The sequence below is a fragment of the Pseudomonas rustica genome, assembly GCF_018336155.1.
Classification (GTDB): domain Bacteria; phylum Pseudomonadota; class Gammaproteobacteria; order Pseudomonadales; family Pseudomonadaceae; genus Aquipseudomonas; species Aquipseudomonas rustica.
The window spans coordinates 206485-220006 of sequence record NZ_JAGYHF010000005.1; the positions used below are offsets into that span (position 1 = coordinate 206485).

Below are 13522 nucleotides of genomic sequence, written 5' to 3' on the forward strand. Positions count from 1 at the left end.
CGGTGAGATTTTTTTTGCTGTTGGGACTGTGGGCGCTGCCGTTCGCCTGTGCAGCGTTTCTCGCTTGGCAGGAGTGGGCGTTTCGCAGTGCGCAACGTCTTCCCGCGCCGGTCGCTGTGCCTATGCCCACGGCACCTGCACCTTTGAACACCGCCGCAGTGGCAACGGTGTTCGGGCTCGCCGCGCCCAGCGCACTTCGACCAAGCGCCGAATCGCTGACTCTGCAAGCGACGTTCGCCGTCGACAGTGGCCTGTCGAAAGCCCTGATAAGCGCTGCCCAAGGTGCGCGGTTATATCGGGTTGGCGACGACTTGCCGGGCGGCAGCGTATTGCGTCGAGTTGAGGCACAACACGTGGTGCTGTGGAACAAGGGGCGGGAGGAATCATTGCCTCTCGCGCCCTCTGCCAGCGCATTCCTCAAGCGCTCGCCCGCGTCCGTCGATGCACCCGCCGCTGACATTTCCGCACGTTTTCTACGCCCGCTGAACGGGCAGTCAGAGTGATCTCATTGATGAACAACTTGAACGGCGCGCAGGCTCTGCGCACCTTGTTGGTTTGCGCCGTGCTGGCGACGCCGCTCCTCAATCGCCCGGTGCACGCCGAAGAACAACGCTGGCAGTTGGCGATGAATCAGGCCGAACTGCGCGACATCGTCGAAGAGATCTCGGCGATCCTCGGCACCACCGTGGTGCTCGACCCGCGTGTGTCGGGACGCGTCACCGTCATGTCCCGTCAGGCGCTGGATCGCGAAGGCGTGCGGCGCTTGTTTTACTCGGTGCTCGATGCGCACAACTTCACGGTGATCGATGAGGGCGACCGCATCCTCATCACTCCGGTGGCAGACGTGAAAACCCGCGCCGGTCAATCGGCCAGCGAGCGCGCCACCCCCGCGCAATTCATCACCCAGGTCATCGAACTGAACACCAGCAGCGCTGCCGATCTGTCTGCGCTGATTCGCCCGTTGGTGTCGGCCAACGGCTACCTCGGCCCGTCCGTTTCGGCCAATGCCTTGGTGATCACCGATACCGGTGCCAACGTCAAACGCATCGCCCAGGTGGTGCGCCAACTCGACGGCGGTCAGCAAGATCAGCACGCTGTGGTAGCGCTGCGTTTTGCCCAGGCCAGCGACGTCGCCACGGTGATCGAATCCTCGCTGGGCAAGCGCAATGCCGACTCGCTGATTCAAGTGCTGGCCGACGTCAGAACCAATCGCTTGATCGTCATCGGCCCGCTCGCCGTGCGCCAGCGTTTGACCGAGCTGATTCGCCAACTCGACGTGCCGGCCACCGCCAGCCTCGACACCGCGCGGGTCATCCGTTTGCGCCACAGTGATGCCAAGCAACTCGCGCAGGTGCTGGAAAGCATGGGCCAGAATCGCAAACAACCCACAGCTGGCAGCGGCAAAGAAGCGTCCGCCGCGACGCCGTTCATGCTCAAGGCCGACGAAAGTCAGAATGCGCTGGTGCTGATCGCCGATCCGGCTCAGGTCAGAACCATCGAGAACATCGTCCGTGAGCTCGATCAGCCCCGCGCGCAAGTGCTGATCCACGCCGCCATTGTCGAAATCTCCGGCGACATCGCCGATGCCGTGGGCGTGCAGTGGGGCTTGAGTACGGGCGACGCGAAGGGCTTTATCAACTTTCCCGGCACCGACATTCCCATCGTCGGCGGCCTGAAGTTCGACGAGAAAAAATCGGCGCCCGACGGCGCGATTCTGCAGTTGGGCGGCGACCGTTTCGGCGCGTTGATTTCGGCGCTGGCGAGCAATACGCGGAGCAATCTGCTGTCCACGCCGAGCCTGCTGACCCTGGACAATCAGCAAGCGGAAATCATCGTCGGGCAGAACGTGCCGTTCAAGACCGGCTCCTACTCGACCAACAGCAGCGGGGCGGATAACCCGTTCACCACGGTCGAACGCAAAGACGTCGGCATCAGCCTGAAGATCAAACCCTACATCAACGAAGGCTCGACCCTGCGTCTGGAAGTCGAGCAGGAAGTCTCGGACATCGCGCCTTCAGTGTCGGGCATCGATTCCTCGGATCTGATCACCAACAAGCGCGCGCTGAAAAGCACGATTCTCGCCGACGATGGCGAAATCATTGTGATCGGCGGATTGATCCGCGACAGCGTGCGCACGCAGAAAAGCGGTGTGCCGTTGCTGCGCGATATTCCCTATGTTGGCGCGCTGTTTCGCTGGAGCCGCGACACCCAGACCAAAAGCAATCTGATGGTGTTCCTGCGCCCGACCATCGTGCGCAGCCGCGAAGATCTCTCGGGGATCAGTCAGCAGCGTTACGACACCTTGCGTGACCTCAGTCAGCCCAAGGCCGGGGAGAGCAACTCGCTGTTGCTGCCGGCCGAGGCGCGGCATTTGTTTGAGCCCGCGACGGTGGCGCCATGAGTGCTCCACTGGAAATCCTGCCGTTCGGTTTCGCCCGGCGGTTTGGCGTGCTGCTGGACGCTGCGGGCTCCCGCCTGCTCATTCGTGCCGACACGTCGCTGACCGCGCTGGCCGAAGTGCGTCGCTTATGTGCTCGCGAACTGTCAATCGAGGTGCTTGAGCCAGAGCCTTTTGCCGCGCGTCTGGCCGCCACCTATCGCGAAGGCCAGAGCGCCGCGCAACAGGTCGCGCAAGGGCTGGACGATGAACTGGATCTGCTCAGCCTCGCCGAGCAGGTGCCGCAAACCGCCGACCTGCTCGAGCAACAGGGCGATGCGCCGGTGATCCGCCTGATCAACGCGCTGCTGAGCGAAGCGGTGCGCGCGCAGGCCTCGGATGTTCATCTGGAAACCTTCGAGCAATACCTGTCGGTGCGCATGCGCGTCGACGGTCAGTTGCGCGAGATGCTCAGGCCCAAACGCGAACTGGCGACGTTGCTGGTGTCGCGGATCAAGGTCATGGCGCGGCTCGACATCGCCGAAAAACGTGTGCCGCAGGACGGCCGGATAGCTTTGCGTCTGGCCGGGCACGAAGTCGATGTGCGCGTCTCGACACTGCCGTCGGCGCATGGCGAGCGGGTGGTGCTGCGCTTGCTCGACAAGCAGGCCGGACGTCTGGAACTGCAACGTCTGGGCATGCCGGACGACACCCTCGCCAGCCTGCAAAACCTGCTCGCCAAACCTCACGGGATTTTACTGGTGACCGGACCGACCGGATCGGGCAAAACCACCAGTTTGTATGCGGCGTTGAGCAGCCTGAACGATCCGTCGCGCAACATTCTTACGGTCGAGGATCCGATCGAATATCACCTGCCGGGGATCGGCCAAATGCCGGTCAATGCGAAAGTCGAGATGACTTTCGCGCGGGGCTTGCGCGCCATTCTGCGGCAGGATCCGGACGTGGTGATGGTCGGTGAAATCCGTGATCGAGAGACCGCGCAAATTGCTGTGCAGGCTTCGTTGACCGGGCATCTGGTGCTGTCGACGTTGCACACCAACAGCGCGGTCGGCGCGGTGACGCGGCTGGTCGACATGGGCGTGGATGCGTACTTGCTGGCCTCGTCGTTGGTTGGTGTGCTTGCGCAACGCTTGTTGCGCACGTTGTGTGTGCATTGCAAGGCGCCGTACTTCGCTGATGACGAGACTCGCCTGCGTCTGGATTTGCAACCCACGCAGACCGTGGCGTTGTTTCGGCCGCAGGGCTGTGAGCATTGCCAGCACGGTTATCGCGGACGCATTGGCATCTATGAATTGATCAGCATCACCGAACCGGTGGCAGCGCTGATTCATCGAGGTGCCAGCGAGCGCGAACTGATCGACGCCACGCGCAAGGATTCGCGCAGTCTGTTTGAGGCCGGTCGGCAACGCGTGCTCGACGGCGTCACCAGCGTCGATGAGTGGCTGCGCGTGACGCAGGAGAACTGAGCGATGCCGACCTTCGATTACCGCGCCGAAAACGCTCAGGGCCATCGCTGCCGAGGCCGGCTCGAAGCCGAAAATCCAAGGCACGCGCGGCAGCTGTTGCGAGAGCGGGGACTGTGGCCGTTTCAACTCAAAGAGCTGCGCGGTGAACAGGGTGCGAGGCGTGCCGGTCGCTTGAGCGCTGCCGATCTGGCGTTGCTGACGTTGCAGCTGTCGACGCTGGTGCAGGCCGGTTTGCCGCTGGAAGAAGCGCTGGAAGTGGTCGCCCGACAAACCAGCAAACGGCGCGTTGCCGGGTTGTTGTGGGCGGTGCGTGGCCGAGTCATGGAAGGCCATGCGCTGGCCGTCGCGTTAAGCAAGTTTCCTGCGGCGTTTCCCGAATTGTTCCGCGCCACGGTGGCGGCGGGTGAGCGCTCGGGCCATCTCGGTCATGTGCTGGAGCAACTGGCCGCTTACACCCAGGCGCGGCAGGCGTCGCGACAAAAGATTCAGATGGCGCTGATCTATCCGTCGATTCTGATGTTCGCCAGCGTGGCAATCGTTGGTTTTCTGCTCGGCTACGTGGTGCCGGACGTGGTGAAAATTTTCGTCGACAGCGGCCAGCCGTTGCCGTTACTGACCCGCGCATTGATCAGCCTCAGCGACGGTGTACGTCAGTTCGGTCTGGTGTTTCTTGGCGGCGCGCTGGCGCTGTTTAGTGGCTGGCGCTGGAGTTTGCGGCAGCCGCTCTGGCGGCTGCGCTGGCATGCGCTGGCATTGAATATTCCGCTGATCGGCGTGTTACTGCGCGCCATGGAAGCGGCGCGATTCGCCAGCACTCTGGCGATCCTCGGCAAGAGCGCCGTGCCCTTGGTCGATGCGCTGGAAATCGCCGCCGCCGTCATCGGCAACCAAACCATCCGCGCACGCATGAGTGAGGTCGCCCGCTCGGTGCGCGAAGGCTCGACGCTGACCCGCAGCCTGGAACGCAGTGGCGATATCCCGCCGATGATGCTGCACATGATCGCCAGCGGTGAACGCGCCGGCGAGCTCGACGCCATGCTCGCCCGCGCCGCCGAACAACAGGAAGCCAGCCTCGCTGCGCGCATCGCCTTGATGGTGAGTTTGTTCGAGCCGGCGATGCTGCTGGTGATGGGCGCGGTGGTGTTGCTGATCGTCCTCGCCATCCTCCTTCCGATCCTCAGTCTCAACCAATTGGTGAATTGATCCATGGCTCTTTTGCACAGAAAAACAGCGACCGCGCAGCGCGGTTTCACCCTGATCGAAATCATGGTCGTGGTGGTGATCATCGGCATCCTCGGCGCGATTGTTGTGCCGCAATTCATGAGCCGACCGGATCAGGCGAAAACCACCGCGGCGAAGATCGACATTCAGGCGATCGCCACGGCGCTGGAGATATATCGCCTCGACAACGCGCGGTATCCGACCACGCAGCAGGGGCTGGAAGCGTTGGTGAAACGCCCGAGCGGCACCCCGGCGGCGCGCAACTGGAATCCTGCCGGTTATTTGAAAAGTCTGGCGCGCGATCCGTGGGGCACGCCGTATCAATACCTCATTCCCGGCACGCGTGCGGTGGGTGGCGGTTATGACTTGTATTCGCTGGGTTCCGATGGCGTCAGCGGCGGTGACGGCCACGCTGCCGATATCGGCAACTGGGCCATCGATTGATGCGCCAGCGCTGCCGGGGTTTCACCTTGCTGGAGTTGATGGTGGTCATGGTGCTGATCGGCGTGCTGCTGGGTTTGGTCAGCCTGGTGGGCGGCAGCAATCCGGCGCAAGTGGCCCGGCAGGAGGCGAGTCGGATTGCGCGGGTGATCGAGCAGTTTCGCGAACGGGCGGTGCTGGAAGGGCGGGAGTTTGGTGTGGGGGTTAGCCAGGAGGGTTATCGCGTTCTGCAGCTTGGCGAGCGGGGTTGGTCGCCTTTAATGGCTTTGCAAACATGGCCGCCGGAGCTGCAGCCGCGACTTGCTGTGGAGGGCCTGCCGGTACGCTTGGCGAGCAGCGCAGAAATGCCGCAATTGTTGATTCTGAGCAGCGATGAAATCAGCGCGTTTACTTTGCAGTTGGCAAGCCGCGAGCGAGTTTGGGCGGGTCTGTCTTCGGACGGTTTGAGCGAGGTCTCGCTTGATGAGTGACCGACCGCTGATCAAGCGCATGCGAGGTTTCACGCTGCTGGAAGTCATGGTCGCGCTGACGGTTTTCGCCGTACTCGCAGCAGCGATTCTTTCGGCAAGTCGTTACGTGGTGCAGCAGAGTGGTGCGGCTGAGCAACGGTTGTTTGCCGCGTGGTTGGCGGATAACCATTTGAACGAACTGCGCCTGCAACGCACGTGGGTCGCCGGACAACAGCAGCAGATCGTGCACATGGATCGCCGCGAATGGCGGCTACGTCAGCATCTGCGCGAGGTCGATGTATCGGGGCTGTTCACGGTGGAGCTGGAAGTCAGTCTCGCCGACAGCAATCAACCGTTGTATCGCACGACTGCGCGGTTGCAGGGCCGCCATGAATAGCCAGCGTGGTTTCACCTTGCTGGAACTGGTGATCGCGATGGCGATTTTCGCCGTGCTCGGTCTCGCCAGTTGGCGCCTGTTCGACAGCGTGGTGCGCGTGCAACAGGCGACGGCGAGTCATGAGCGCGCTTTCAGAAGTCTGCAACGCGCGGTGGCGGTGATCGAGCGCGATCTGCTGCACATCACCGAACAGCCGGTGGTGTTGAATGCCGGGCAACTGAGCGTGCAACGCAGTAACTGGCGCAATCCGCTGGATCAACCGCGCAGCGAACGTCAGGAGCTGACGTATCGCTTGCTCGGCGACGTGTTGTGGCGCGAGAGCCGTGCCGAGGGCTCGCTGACGATGCAGCGGCAGAAGTTGCTGGAGGAAGTCGTGGATCTGCGCTGGCGGCTGCTTGATGATTCTGCGATGGAGTTTCAGCTCTCGACCCGACGCTATGAGGGCATTCGCCGGGTGCTGCTGTTGCCGGGAGCCTTGCCATGAAACACCGGCAACGGGGGTTGGCGTTGATCAGTGTGATGCTGGTGTTGAGCCTCGCTTTGCTGATCACCAGCGGCCTATTGCGCAGTCATCGACTGGCCTTGCAGAGCAGCGCGCAACAGCTGCAAACCCTGCATTTGCGTCAGTTGGCGGTGAGCGGAGAAATCTGGGCGCTACGGCGTTTGCACAAGGCTTTTGTTGAACAGCAGAACCACGTCGAGATGCTCCGCGACTGGCCGCAAATCACTCCTGAACTGAGCAGCGAAGACGCGAAAGTCGAGGTGCAGATCGAAGACCTGTCAGCGCGTTTCAATCTCAATGCATTGCTGCATCAGGGGCAGATTGATGCGGTGACGCTTGAGCGCTGGGCGCGATTGCTCGAATTGCTGGAGTTGCCCGCGCTGCGACCTGATCAGGTCGGATTGTTATCCGAGGTGAGCCAATTACGTTTGCTGCCGGGTTTCGACGCGCCAACGTTGTGGCGCCTTGAACCTTGGGTAGCGCTGCTGCCCACGGATGCGACGCTGAATATCAATTCGGCACCGGCATTGTTGCTGCGGGTACTTGAAATTGAACCGGACATAGCTGACGCCCTCGTTCGTCAGCGTCCGACAACCTCATGGCACAGCGTTCAAGCCTTCAGCGCCGACCCATTAATCGCTGATGCTGGAATCAATACCCATGGACTCGGCGTCGACAGTCGCTGGCATCGCATCAGCGTGCGCGTGGTGCAAGACCAGCATGTGTTGACGCTGAGCACTGACGTCGAGTTCGTCGTAAAAACCGCCCAGCTGAAAGTCCTGCAACGTCGTTTACTTCCCTCCCGCGGCCTCGAGATAACGCAATGAAAAACTGGCTTTACCTGACCGCCGAAGGGCTTGTAGACCTGTCGACTGACTGGCCGTGTTGCCTGTGGTCGCACACCGGCCAACGCCAATCGATGCCGCTGCATCAAGCCGCACAAGTACTGCGCGGACAAAAAATCGACCTGCTGCTGCCCATCGAATCCTGCAGTTGGCTGCGTAGCGAACCTTGGCCCGGGCGCCGTGCGCCCGCCGCGCAGGCGCTGGCATTTGCTGTGGAGGAACAGCTTGGCGAAGCGCTCGACACTGTGCATTTGAGCGTTGGCAAAGCGGACGCCGAGCGACGTTATCCGCTGATGGTCATCGCTCGTGAGCGCCTGGCCGCGGTGTTGCCACTGCTCGCCGAAAGTGGTTTGCAAGTGCGCTCGGTGTTCATCGATGCCGACTTGTTGCCCACGGATCAGCCGATCGGCATCCGCTGGTTCGGACGCTGGTTGCTGGGCGGGGCATTGCCGGCGCGGCTTGCAGTGACGGAGGAAGGTTTGGTCGCGCTGAACGGCGTGTTGCCCGAGGACATGGTTTGGGTCGATGAGCCGGATGAACAGGCATTGCTGGCAGAAGGTTTTCGACAAGCGATCAATCTGCGTCATGGTGAGTTTGCGCCACGGCATTCGTCGTTGCCGTGGCGTTCGCTGGCGGCGGTGCTGCTGACCTTTTTGTTGCTGGGCGTAGGCGCCAGCGAAACGCGGTTCCGTTTCCTTGACGGCGAAACCCGGCGTCTCGCCGAGCACAATGCACAGCGCTTCAAAACGCTGTATCCACAGCACGGGCAAATCGTCGATCTGACCGCGCAGATGCGGGCGATTCAGGGTTTGCCAGCGCAGTCTCGCGACACTCAGGTTGCGGCGCTGGTCAGGTTGATCGAGCAGGTGATTGGCGCGAGTCAGGTCGAGGTCAAACGCATCGATTTTGCCGAGGTCGATGGCTGGAAAGTGCAATTGACGGCCAACAGTTTTGCCGAGCTTGAGCAGTTGCGTGAACGCGGGCGTCAGCAAGGTCTGGCGATCAAGATTGATGGCGCGAGCAAGATGGGCGATCGGGTGACGGCGACACTGACGTGGGAGGCGGGCGTATGAAGTCTGATGATTACGTTCAGCGTTGGCGGCGTTTGTCGCGCCGTGAGCGTGGGTTGATCCTGCTGCTGATGGCGGGGTTGCTGGGTGGTGCGGTGTTTACCTGGATCTGGCAACCAAGCGTGCAACGGCTGGAAGCGCTCGAGCGGCAATATCGTCAGCAACAGGCTTTTGCAATTCAATTGGATCGCGCCCAACCACCAAGCAGTTCGGCGTTCGACGCGACTCAGCCGTTGTCGTTAAGGATCAGCGAAAGCCTCAACTCGACCGGGCTTGAGGTGCAGCAAATGGACAGCGATAACGAGCAGATCCGTCTGACCCTTAGCGGCCCGCCCGAGCCATTGTTGCTCTGGCTGGACAGGCTTGAACGTGACGGCGTGGTGCTGCAATCGCTGAGCCTGGAGCCGCGCGACAATCTGCTGGAAGCGCGGCTACAGCTCAGATAGTCGCGCCAGTCAGGGGCGGCAGTTTCGCCAGTTTCAATGCCACCAACAGCGCGATCAGCAACAACGCGCCGATGAACAACCCGATGCCGTTCCAGCCGCCAAGGTGCCAGAACACGCCGCCCGCAGTACCTGCGATGCTCGAGCCGGCGTAGTAGCTGAACAGGTACAGCGACGACGCCTGGCCTTTGGCTTTGAGCGCGCGGCGGCCGATCCAGCTGCTGGCCACCGAGTGCGCGCCGAAGAAACCGAAAGTGAAAATCAGCATGCCGACAATCACCAGCGGCAACGGCGTGAACAGGGTCAACGCGAGGCCGACGAACATCAGCGCAATGGTCGCCCAGAGCACTTTGCGACGGCCAAGTTTGTCGGCCAGCGAACCGATTTTCGCCGAGCTGTAAATGCCCGACAGGTACACCACCGAGAGCAAACCCACAAAGACTTGATCAAGGTTGTACGGCGCCGCCAGCAAGCGATAACCGATGTAGTTGAACAGCGTGACAAACGCACCCATCAACACGAACGCTTCGAGAAACAGCAGCGGCAAACCGGCATCACGAAAATGCATGGTGAAGCCGTCGAGCAGACTGCGCGGGTGCAGCGAACGTGAACGGAAATTGCGCGACTCCGGAAGAATCTTCCAGAACACCGCTGCGGCAATCATCGCCAGACCGCCGATCACCAGCATCGCCGTGTGCCAGCTGACAAAGTCGATCAACACGCCGGTGATCAAGCGCCCGCTCATCCCGCCAATCGCGTTGCCGCCGATGTACAAACCCATCGCCAGGCCGATGTGCTGAGGGTGAATTTCTTCACTCAGATAAGTCATCGCCACCGCCGCCAGGCCACTCAGCGACAGGCCGATCAGTGCACGCATGATCAGCACGCCTTCCCAACTCGGCATCATTGCACTGGCCATGGTGCAAATCGCTGCGGCGAAAAGCGCAGTCACCATCACCGGTTTGCGCCCGACCCGATCAGAAATCGGCCCGGTGATCAGCAGACCAATAGCGAGCATGCCGGTGGCGACCGAGAGGATCAGACTGCTCTGCGCGGCGTTGATCGAATATTGGTGGGACAGCAGCGGCATCATCGGCTGCACGCAATACAACAGCGCAAAGGTCGCGAAGCCGCCGCTGAACAGCGCCAGCACCGTGCGCATGAACATCGGCGTGCCTTTTTCGATGTAGATCTCTTGCAGCTCGGCGACGACATCGTCGGCTGCAGCAGGCGGAACTTCATGGGCAAGGGGCGCGACAGCAGTTTTCACTTCAGACCTCGGAGGGCACAGCCAGGCAGGCAATGAAAAAATCATATAGCTGGCTAATGTTTCTATCCAATATATTGTTCGACCTGTTTGATAGCTTTTACGACCTAATGGGGTTTTCATGGAATTGCGTCATCTGCGCTACTTCATCGCCGTCGCCGAAGAACTGCATTTCGGCCGCGCTGCACAGGTGTTGGGCATCTCGCAGCCGCCGCTGAGCCAGCAGATTCAGGCGCTGGAACAGGAAGTCGGCGCGCGGCTGTTCGAACGTACCAATCGTCGGGTCGAACTGAGCGAGGCCGGGAGATTGTTTCTCGAAGAGGCGCGGCTGGTGCTGGCGCAGGTCGATAAGGCAGCGGATGTTGCCCGACGTGCACAACTCGGTGAACTGGGCGAATTGAAGATTGGCTTCACCTCGTCGGCACCGTTCAACTCGACGATTCCGCAGGCGATATTTTCCTTTCGGCAACGTTTTCCGGCAGTGCACCTGAACCTGCGCGAGATGAGCAGCACGATGGTTGCCGATGCGTTGGTCGATGAGTCGATTGAAGTCGGCATCATGCGCCCGCTCGGATTGCCGGACTCGCTGAGCGTGGTCGAGTTGATGCGCGAACCGTTGGTCGCGGTGCTCAGCTCGAAACATCCGCTGGCGCAGGGCTCGGAGGAGGGTTTGTTTTTGGCCGCATTGGCGCATGAGCCATTTGTGTTCTTTCCGCGCAGTTACGGCAGTGGTCTATATGCGCAGTTATTGAGCCTGGCGCGTGACGCGGGGTTCAGCCCGCATTTTGCGCAAGAGGCGGGTGAGGCGATGACCATCATCGGCCTGGTGGCGGCGGGGTTGGGCGTGTCGGTGATGCCGGCGTCGTACCAGCGCATGCGCATTGACGGCGTGGTCTATCGGCCGTTGCTCGATCCGGAAGCGGTGACGGCGGTGTGGCTGGTACAGCGCAAGGATCAGAAGTCGCCGATGGCCAAGGCGTTTGTTGAACTGCTGACGCGTAAGGTTGAGTCCGCTTAAAAGATCGCAGCCTTCGGCAGCTCCTACCTCGATTTATGTAGGAGCTGCCGAAGGCTGCGATCTTTTGATCTTGCCGTTAAGGCAACCGCACCAAATCCCCTTTCAACGCCACCCGTGTCACAAAAATCCCCGCCCGACACTCATAAGTATTCAAATCCTTGCGCACATGCTGGTCGTAATAACTGACGATATTGGTCACCGCATTCGCCCCGACCCGCTTGGCATCGGCCTGCAGCTTGATCAGATTCGACTGCAACACCCACTCGCAGGAATCGTGATCACTCTTGTTGAAACCGTTGGTGCTCAAATCACTGACCACACCCCGGCGCAGCAACTGCTGAGTGCCCTGCGGCCCATTACCGACCAGATAAAACTTCACACTGCCATCCAGCCGCCCGGCGCGAATCGCGTCCGAAAGCACGGTTTCGAATGGCATGTACATGAGGTTGGTGGCATGGCTGGCGCTGGGCAGCAGGCCAAAAAGCGCGGCGGCGATCATGGCTTTCACTTGCATGGTCATCTCCTTGACGATGAAAGAGAACCGCGAGTGCTCGACCGACCGGGCCCGCCGTTCCGACAGGCGCGATGCGAAGGCCTGCGAGAACGAGTGTAGATGCTGAAAGAAATATTTGTGGTTAGGGGACAAGCTGGTGCGTGATTCCTGGACTACAGAGAGTCAGTGTTTTGCCTACAGAAATTCAGGAAACAGCTGTCTTGAGCTAATAGCTGAGCGCCGCTAGTTTGTCAGGTGTCAGTAATCATCCAAAAGTAGCCATGACTGAAGAATTCAAAAATTGGGACTCTGCCGATTATTTGCTGACGGATGAGGACTTTGAGGCTTATCTGGAAGTCTGTTTGGAAGAGGCCGGCGGCGATGCTGCGATTATTGTTAAAGCGTATGAAACGATTGAGCGCGCGCGTCGAAGACTTCAGCCACTAAGTGTTCCCTTTGGGGCTTGTGAGACTCTGAGGAATTCTGGTCAACCAGCCATCTCAGAGCCAGACAGGGAGTCGACCTGTTTGTGAAAGTGCACCCCTGTGGCGAGGGGATTTATCCCCGATGGACTGCGAAGCAGTCCCCAGAACTGGGGCCGCTACGCGACCCATCGGGGCGGTGCGACGTTTCGCTAAATCCCCTCGCCACAGGATTGCATTCATTCAGCCACCCAGCCGTTCAACCACTGAGCCACTCAGTCAGTCGACGTGAGCAAGGTCACCCCTCAACGCCACGCTCGACACCACCATCCCCGCTCGGCACTGAAACTTCTCGGTGTCTTTGTACAGATCCCGCTGATCCACGCTGGCGATGTTGATCACCGCGTTGGCGTCGGCTTTTTTCGCGGCGTTCTGCAGGGTGGCCAGTGCCGATTGCAGGGCCCAGAAGCAGGCGTCTTCGTCGGATTTGTTTGAGCCGTTGGTTTTGCGGCTGCTGCTCACGGTGTCGAGTGTGCGTACTTGCTTGGGCAGGGTTTCGCCGGCCAGGTAGAACTTCACGCTGCCGTCGAGCAGGCCGGCGTCGGTGGCGCGTTTGACGCCTTCACGGAAGCTCAGGTAGGTCGGTTCGTCAGCGCCTTGTTTGATAATGCCAAGGTTGTTAACCGCTTCGATGTCCGGGTTGATCGACAGCTCTTTGAGCACGTTGTCGCGCAGCCGGTTGACCCAGCGGTTGTAGTTGCCGTGGATCTTGCCTTCCTTGGCGTCGAGGCCGTAGCTGCTGCGGTAGTCGATTTCGAACGAGGTCGGGGTAAACGGGATATCGACTTCGGCGTGATGGCGACCGCGTACGGTGATCGCCGCTTTGATCATGCCCGGGCGCACCGATTGTACCACCCACTGACGATCGTTCAGCGCGGTGACGATGGCGCGGCTCATCTGTTGCTGGGTGAAACCGAGGTTCGGCGAAAACTCTTCTTTAGCGTTGTACACCGGTTTGCTGGTGCAACCGCCGAGCACAAAGGCCAGGGCCAGCAGTGCGGCGATGCGGTGAAACTGAGTCATTCCTTCT

The 13522-nt window shown here is 60.7% G+C and carries 16 protein-coding genes; 13 read left to right on the plus strand and 3 right to left on the minus strand.

Annotation, left to right across the window (positions count from 1 at the left end; genetic code table 11):
• The first annotated feature begins 2 nt into the window (after window positions 1-2).
• Genes KFS80_RS11235 through gspM form a run of 11 tightly spaced genes read left to right on the plus strand, consistent with a single transcriptional unit; the run spans window position 3 to window position 9235 of the window.
• A complete protein-coding gene (locus KFS80_RS11235; RefSeq protein ID WP_338109595.1) occupies window positions 3-503 on the plus strand; it encodes a type II secretion system protein N in 501 nt (166 codons plus the stop codon).
• An 8-nt stretch (window positions 504-511) separates the two neighbouring features.
• Entirely contained in the window at window positions 512-2401 is a 1890-nt protein-coding gene (gene gspD, locus KFS80_RS11240; protein WP_212544830.1) for a type II secretion system secretin GspD, read from the plus strand.
• Window positions 2398-3864, plus strand: coding sequence for a type II secretion system ATPase GspE (gene gspE / locus KFS80_RS11245; protein WP_212544831.1), 1467 nt, complete (start codon window positions 2398-2400; stop codon window positions 3862-3864). Before gspD ends, gspE begins: the two co-directional genes overlap by 4 nt.
• Window positions 3865-3867: 3 nt before the next feature.
• Entirely contained in the window at window positions 3868-5067 is a 1200-nt protein-coding gene (gene gspF, locus KFS80_RS11250; protein WP_212544832.1) for a type II secretion system inner membrane protein GspF, read from the plus strand.
• Window positions 5068-5070: 3 nt separating this feature from the next.
• A complete protein-coding gene (gene gspG, locus KFS80_RS11255; protein ID WP_212544833.1) occupies window positions 5071-5529 on the plus strand; it encodes a type II secretion system major pseudopilin GspG in 459 nt (152 codons plus the stop codon).
• Window positions 5529-5996, plus strand: a complete 468-nt coding sequence (gspH, locus tag KFS80_RS11260; protein ID WP_212544834.1) for a type II secretion system minor pseudopilin GspH — start codon at window positions 5529-5531, stop codon at window positions 5994-5996. Before gspG ends, gspH begins: the two co-directional genes overlap by 1 nt.
• Window positions 5989-6372 (plus strand): type II secretion system minor pseudopilin GspI, encoded by a 384-nt coding sequence (gene gspI, locus KFS80_RS11265; protein WP_212544835.1) that lies wholly within the window; start codon window positions 5989-5991, stop codon window positions 6370-6372. The genes gspH and gspI overlap by 8 nt, the downstream gene beginning before the upstream one ends.
• The gene (locus KFS80_RS11270; RefSeq protein ID WP_212544836.1) at window positions 6365-6856 is read left to right on the plus strand and encodes a prepilin-type N-terminal cleavage/methylation domain-containing protein; all 492 of its coding nucleotides are present in this window, start codon (window positions 6365-6367) and stop codon (window positions 6854-6856) included. Before gspI ends, KFS80_RS11270 begins: the two co-directional genes overlap by 8 nt.
• The gene (locus KFS80_RS11275; RefSeq protein WP_212544837.1) at window positions 6853-7701 is read left to right on the plus strand and encodes a type II secretion system minor pseudopilin; all 849 of its coding nucleotides are present in this window, start codon (window positions 6853-6855) and stop codon (window positions 7699-7701) included. The genes KFS80_RS11270 and KFS80_RS11275 overlap by 4 nt, the downstream gene beginning before the upstream one ends.
• Window positions 7698-8792 carry a type II secretion system protein GspL gene (gspL, locus tag KFS80_RS11280; protein ID WP_212544838.1) on the plus strand — a complete coding sequence of 365 codons (1095 nt, stop codon included), beginning with the start codon at window positions 7698-7700 and terminating at the stop codon, window positions 8790-8792. The genes KFS80_RS11275 and gspL overlap by 4 nt, the downstream gene beginning before the upstream one ends.
• Window positions 8789-9235 (plus strand): type II secretion system protein GspM, encoded by a 447-nt coding sequence (gene gspM / locus KFS80_RS11285; RefSeq protein ID WP_212544839.1) that lies wholly within the window; start codon window positions 8789-8791, stop codon window positions 9233-9235. Before gspL ends, gspM begins: the two co-directional genes overlap by 4 nt.
• Here gspM and KFS80_RS11290 read toward each other — a convergent pair.
• Window positions 9228-10502 carry an MFS transporter gene (locus tag KFS80_RS11290; protein ID WP_212544840.1) on the minus strand — a complete coding sequence of 425 codons (1275 nt, stop codon included), beginning with the start codon at window positions 10500-10502 and terminating at the stop codon, window positions 9228-9230. The genes gspM and KFS80_RS11290 overlap by 8 nt on opposite strands.
• Before the next feature lie 118 nt (window positions 10503-10620).
• Here KFS80_RS11290 and KFS80_RS11295 point away from each other — a divergent pair, with 118 nt between their 5' ends.
• Window positions 10621-11517: a LysR family transcriptional regulator gene (locus tag KFS80_RS11295; protein ID WP_053116669.1), complete on the plus strand. Its 897-nt coding sequence runs from the start codon at window positions 10621-10623 to the stop codon at window positions 11515-11517.
• A gap of 76 nt (window positions 11518-11593) precedes the next feature.
• Here the strand turns inward: KFS80_RS11295 and KFS80_RS11300 are convergent, their stop codons facing one another.
• Window positions 11594-12031: a hypothetical protein gene (locus KFS80_RS11300; RefSeq protein WP_053116670.1), complete on the minus strand. Its 438-nt coding sequence runs from the start codon at window positions 12029-12031 to the stop codon at window positions 11594-11596.
• Between the two features lie 260 nt (window positions 12032-12291).
• Here KFS80_RS11300 and KFS80_RS11305 point away from each other — a divergent pair, with 260 nt between their 5' ends.
• Window positions 12292-12543: a helix-turn-helix domain-containing transcriptional regulator gene (locus tag KFS80_RS11305; RefSeq protein ID WP_178124146.1), complete on the plus strand. Its 252-nt coding sequence runs from the start codon at window positions 12292-12294 to the stop codon at window positions 12541-12543.
• 168 nt (window positions 12544-12711) lie between these two features.
• Here the strand turns inward: KFS80_RS11305 and KFS80_RS11310 are convergent, their stop codons facing one another.
• Window positions 12712-13515, minus strand: a complete 804-nt coding sequence (locus KFS80_RS11310; protein WP_212544841.1) for a hypothetical protein — start codon at window positions 13513-13515, stop codon at window positions 12712-12714.
• Between the last annotated feature and the right edge of the window lie 7 nt (window positions 13516-13522).

Bases quoted from the DNA above. Each gene is read 5' to 3' on its own strand.
- gspD (WP_212544830.1), top strand. From the start codon at position 512: ATGAACAACTTGAACGGCGCGCAGGCTCTGCGCACCTTGTTGGTTTGC.
- gspE (WP_212544831.1), top strand. From the start codon at position 2,398: ATGAGTGCTCCACTGGAAATCCTGCCGTTCGGTTTCGCCCGGCGGTTT.
- gspF (WP_212544832.1), top strand. From the start codon at position 3,868: ATGCCGACCTTCGATTACCGCGCCGAAAACGCTCAGGGCCATCGCTGC.
- gspG (WP_212544833.1), top strand. From the start codon at position 5,071: ATGGCTCTTTTGCACAGAAAAACAGCGACCGCGCAGCGCGGTTTCACC.
- gspH (WP_212544834.1), top strand. From the start codon at position 5,529: ATGCGCCAGCGCTGCCGGGGTTTCACCTTGCTGGAGTTGATGGTGGTC.
- gspI (WP_212544835.1), top strand. From the start codon at position 5,989: ATGAGTGACCGACCGCTGATCAAGCGCATGCGAGGTTTCACGCTGCTG.
- KFS80_RS11270 (WP_212544836.1), top strand. From the start codon at position 6,365: ATGAATAGCCAGCGTGGTTTCACCTTGCTGGAACTGGTGATCGCGATG.
- KFS80_RS11275 (WP_212544837.1), top strand. From the start codon at position 6,853: ATGAAACACCGGCAACGGGGGTTGGCGTTGATCAGTGTGATGCTGGTG.
- gspL (WP_212544838.1), top strand. From the start codon at position 7,698: ATGAAAAACTGGCTTTACCTGACCGCCGAAGGGCTTGTAGACCTGTCG.
- gspM (WP_212544839.1), top strand. From the start codon at position 8,789: ATGAAGTCTGATGATTACGTTCAGCGTTGGCGGCGTTTGTCGCGCCGT.
- KFS80_RS11295 (WP_053116669.1), top strand. From the start codon at position 10,621: ATGGAATTGCGTCATCTGCGCTACTTCATCGCCGTCGCCGAAGAACTG.
- KFS80_RS11300 (WP_053116670.1), bottom strand. From the start codon at position 12,031: ATGCAAGTGAAAGCCATGATCGCCGCCGCGCTTTTTGGCCTGCTGCCC.
- KFS80_RS11305 (WP_178124146.1), top strand. From the start codon at position 12,292: ATGACTGAAGAATTCAAAAATTGGGACTCTGCCGATTATTTGCTGACG.
- KFS80_RS11310 (WP_212544841.1), bottom strand. From the start codon at position 13,515: ATGACTCAGTTTCACCGCATCGCCGCACTGCTGGCCCTGGCCTTTGTG.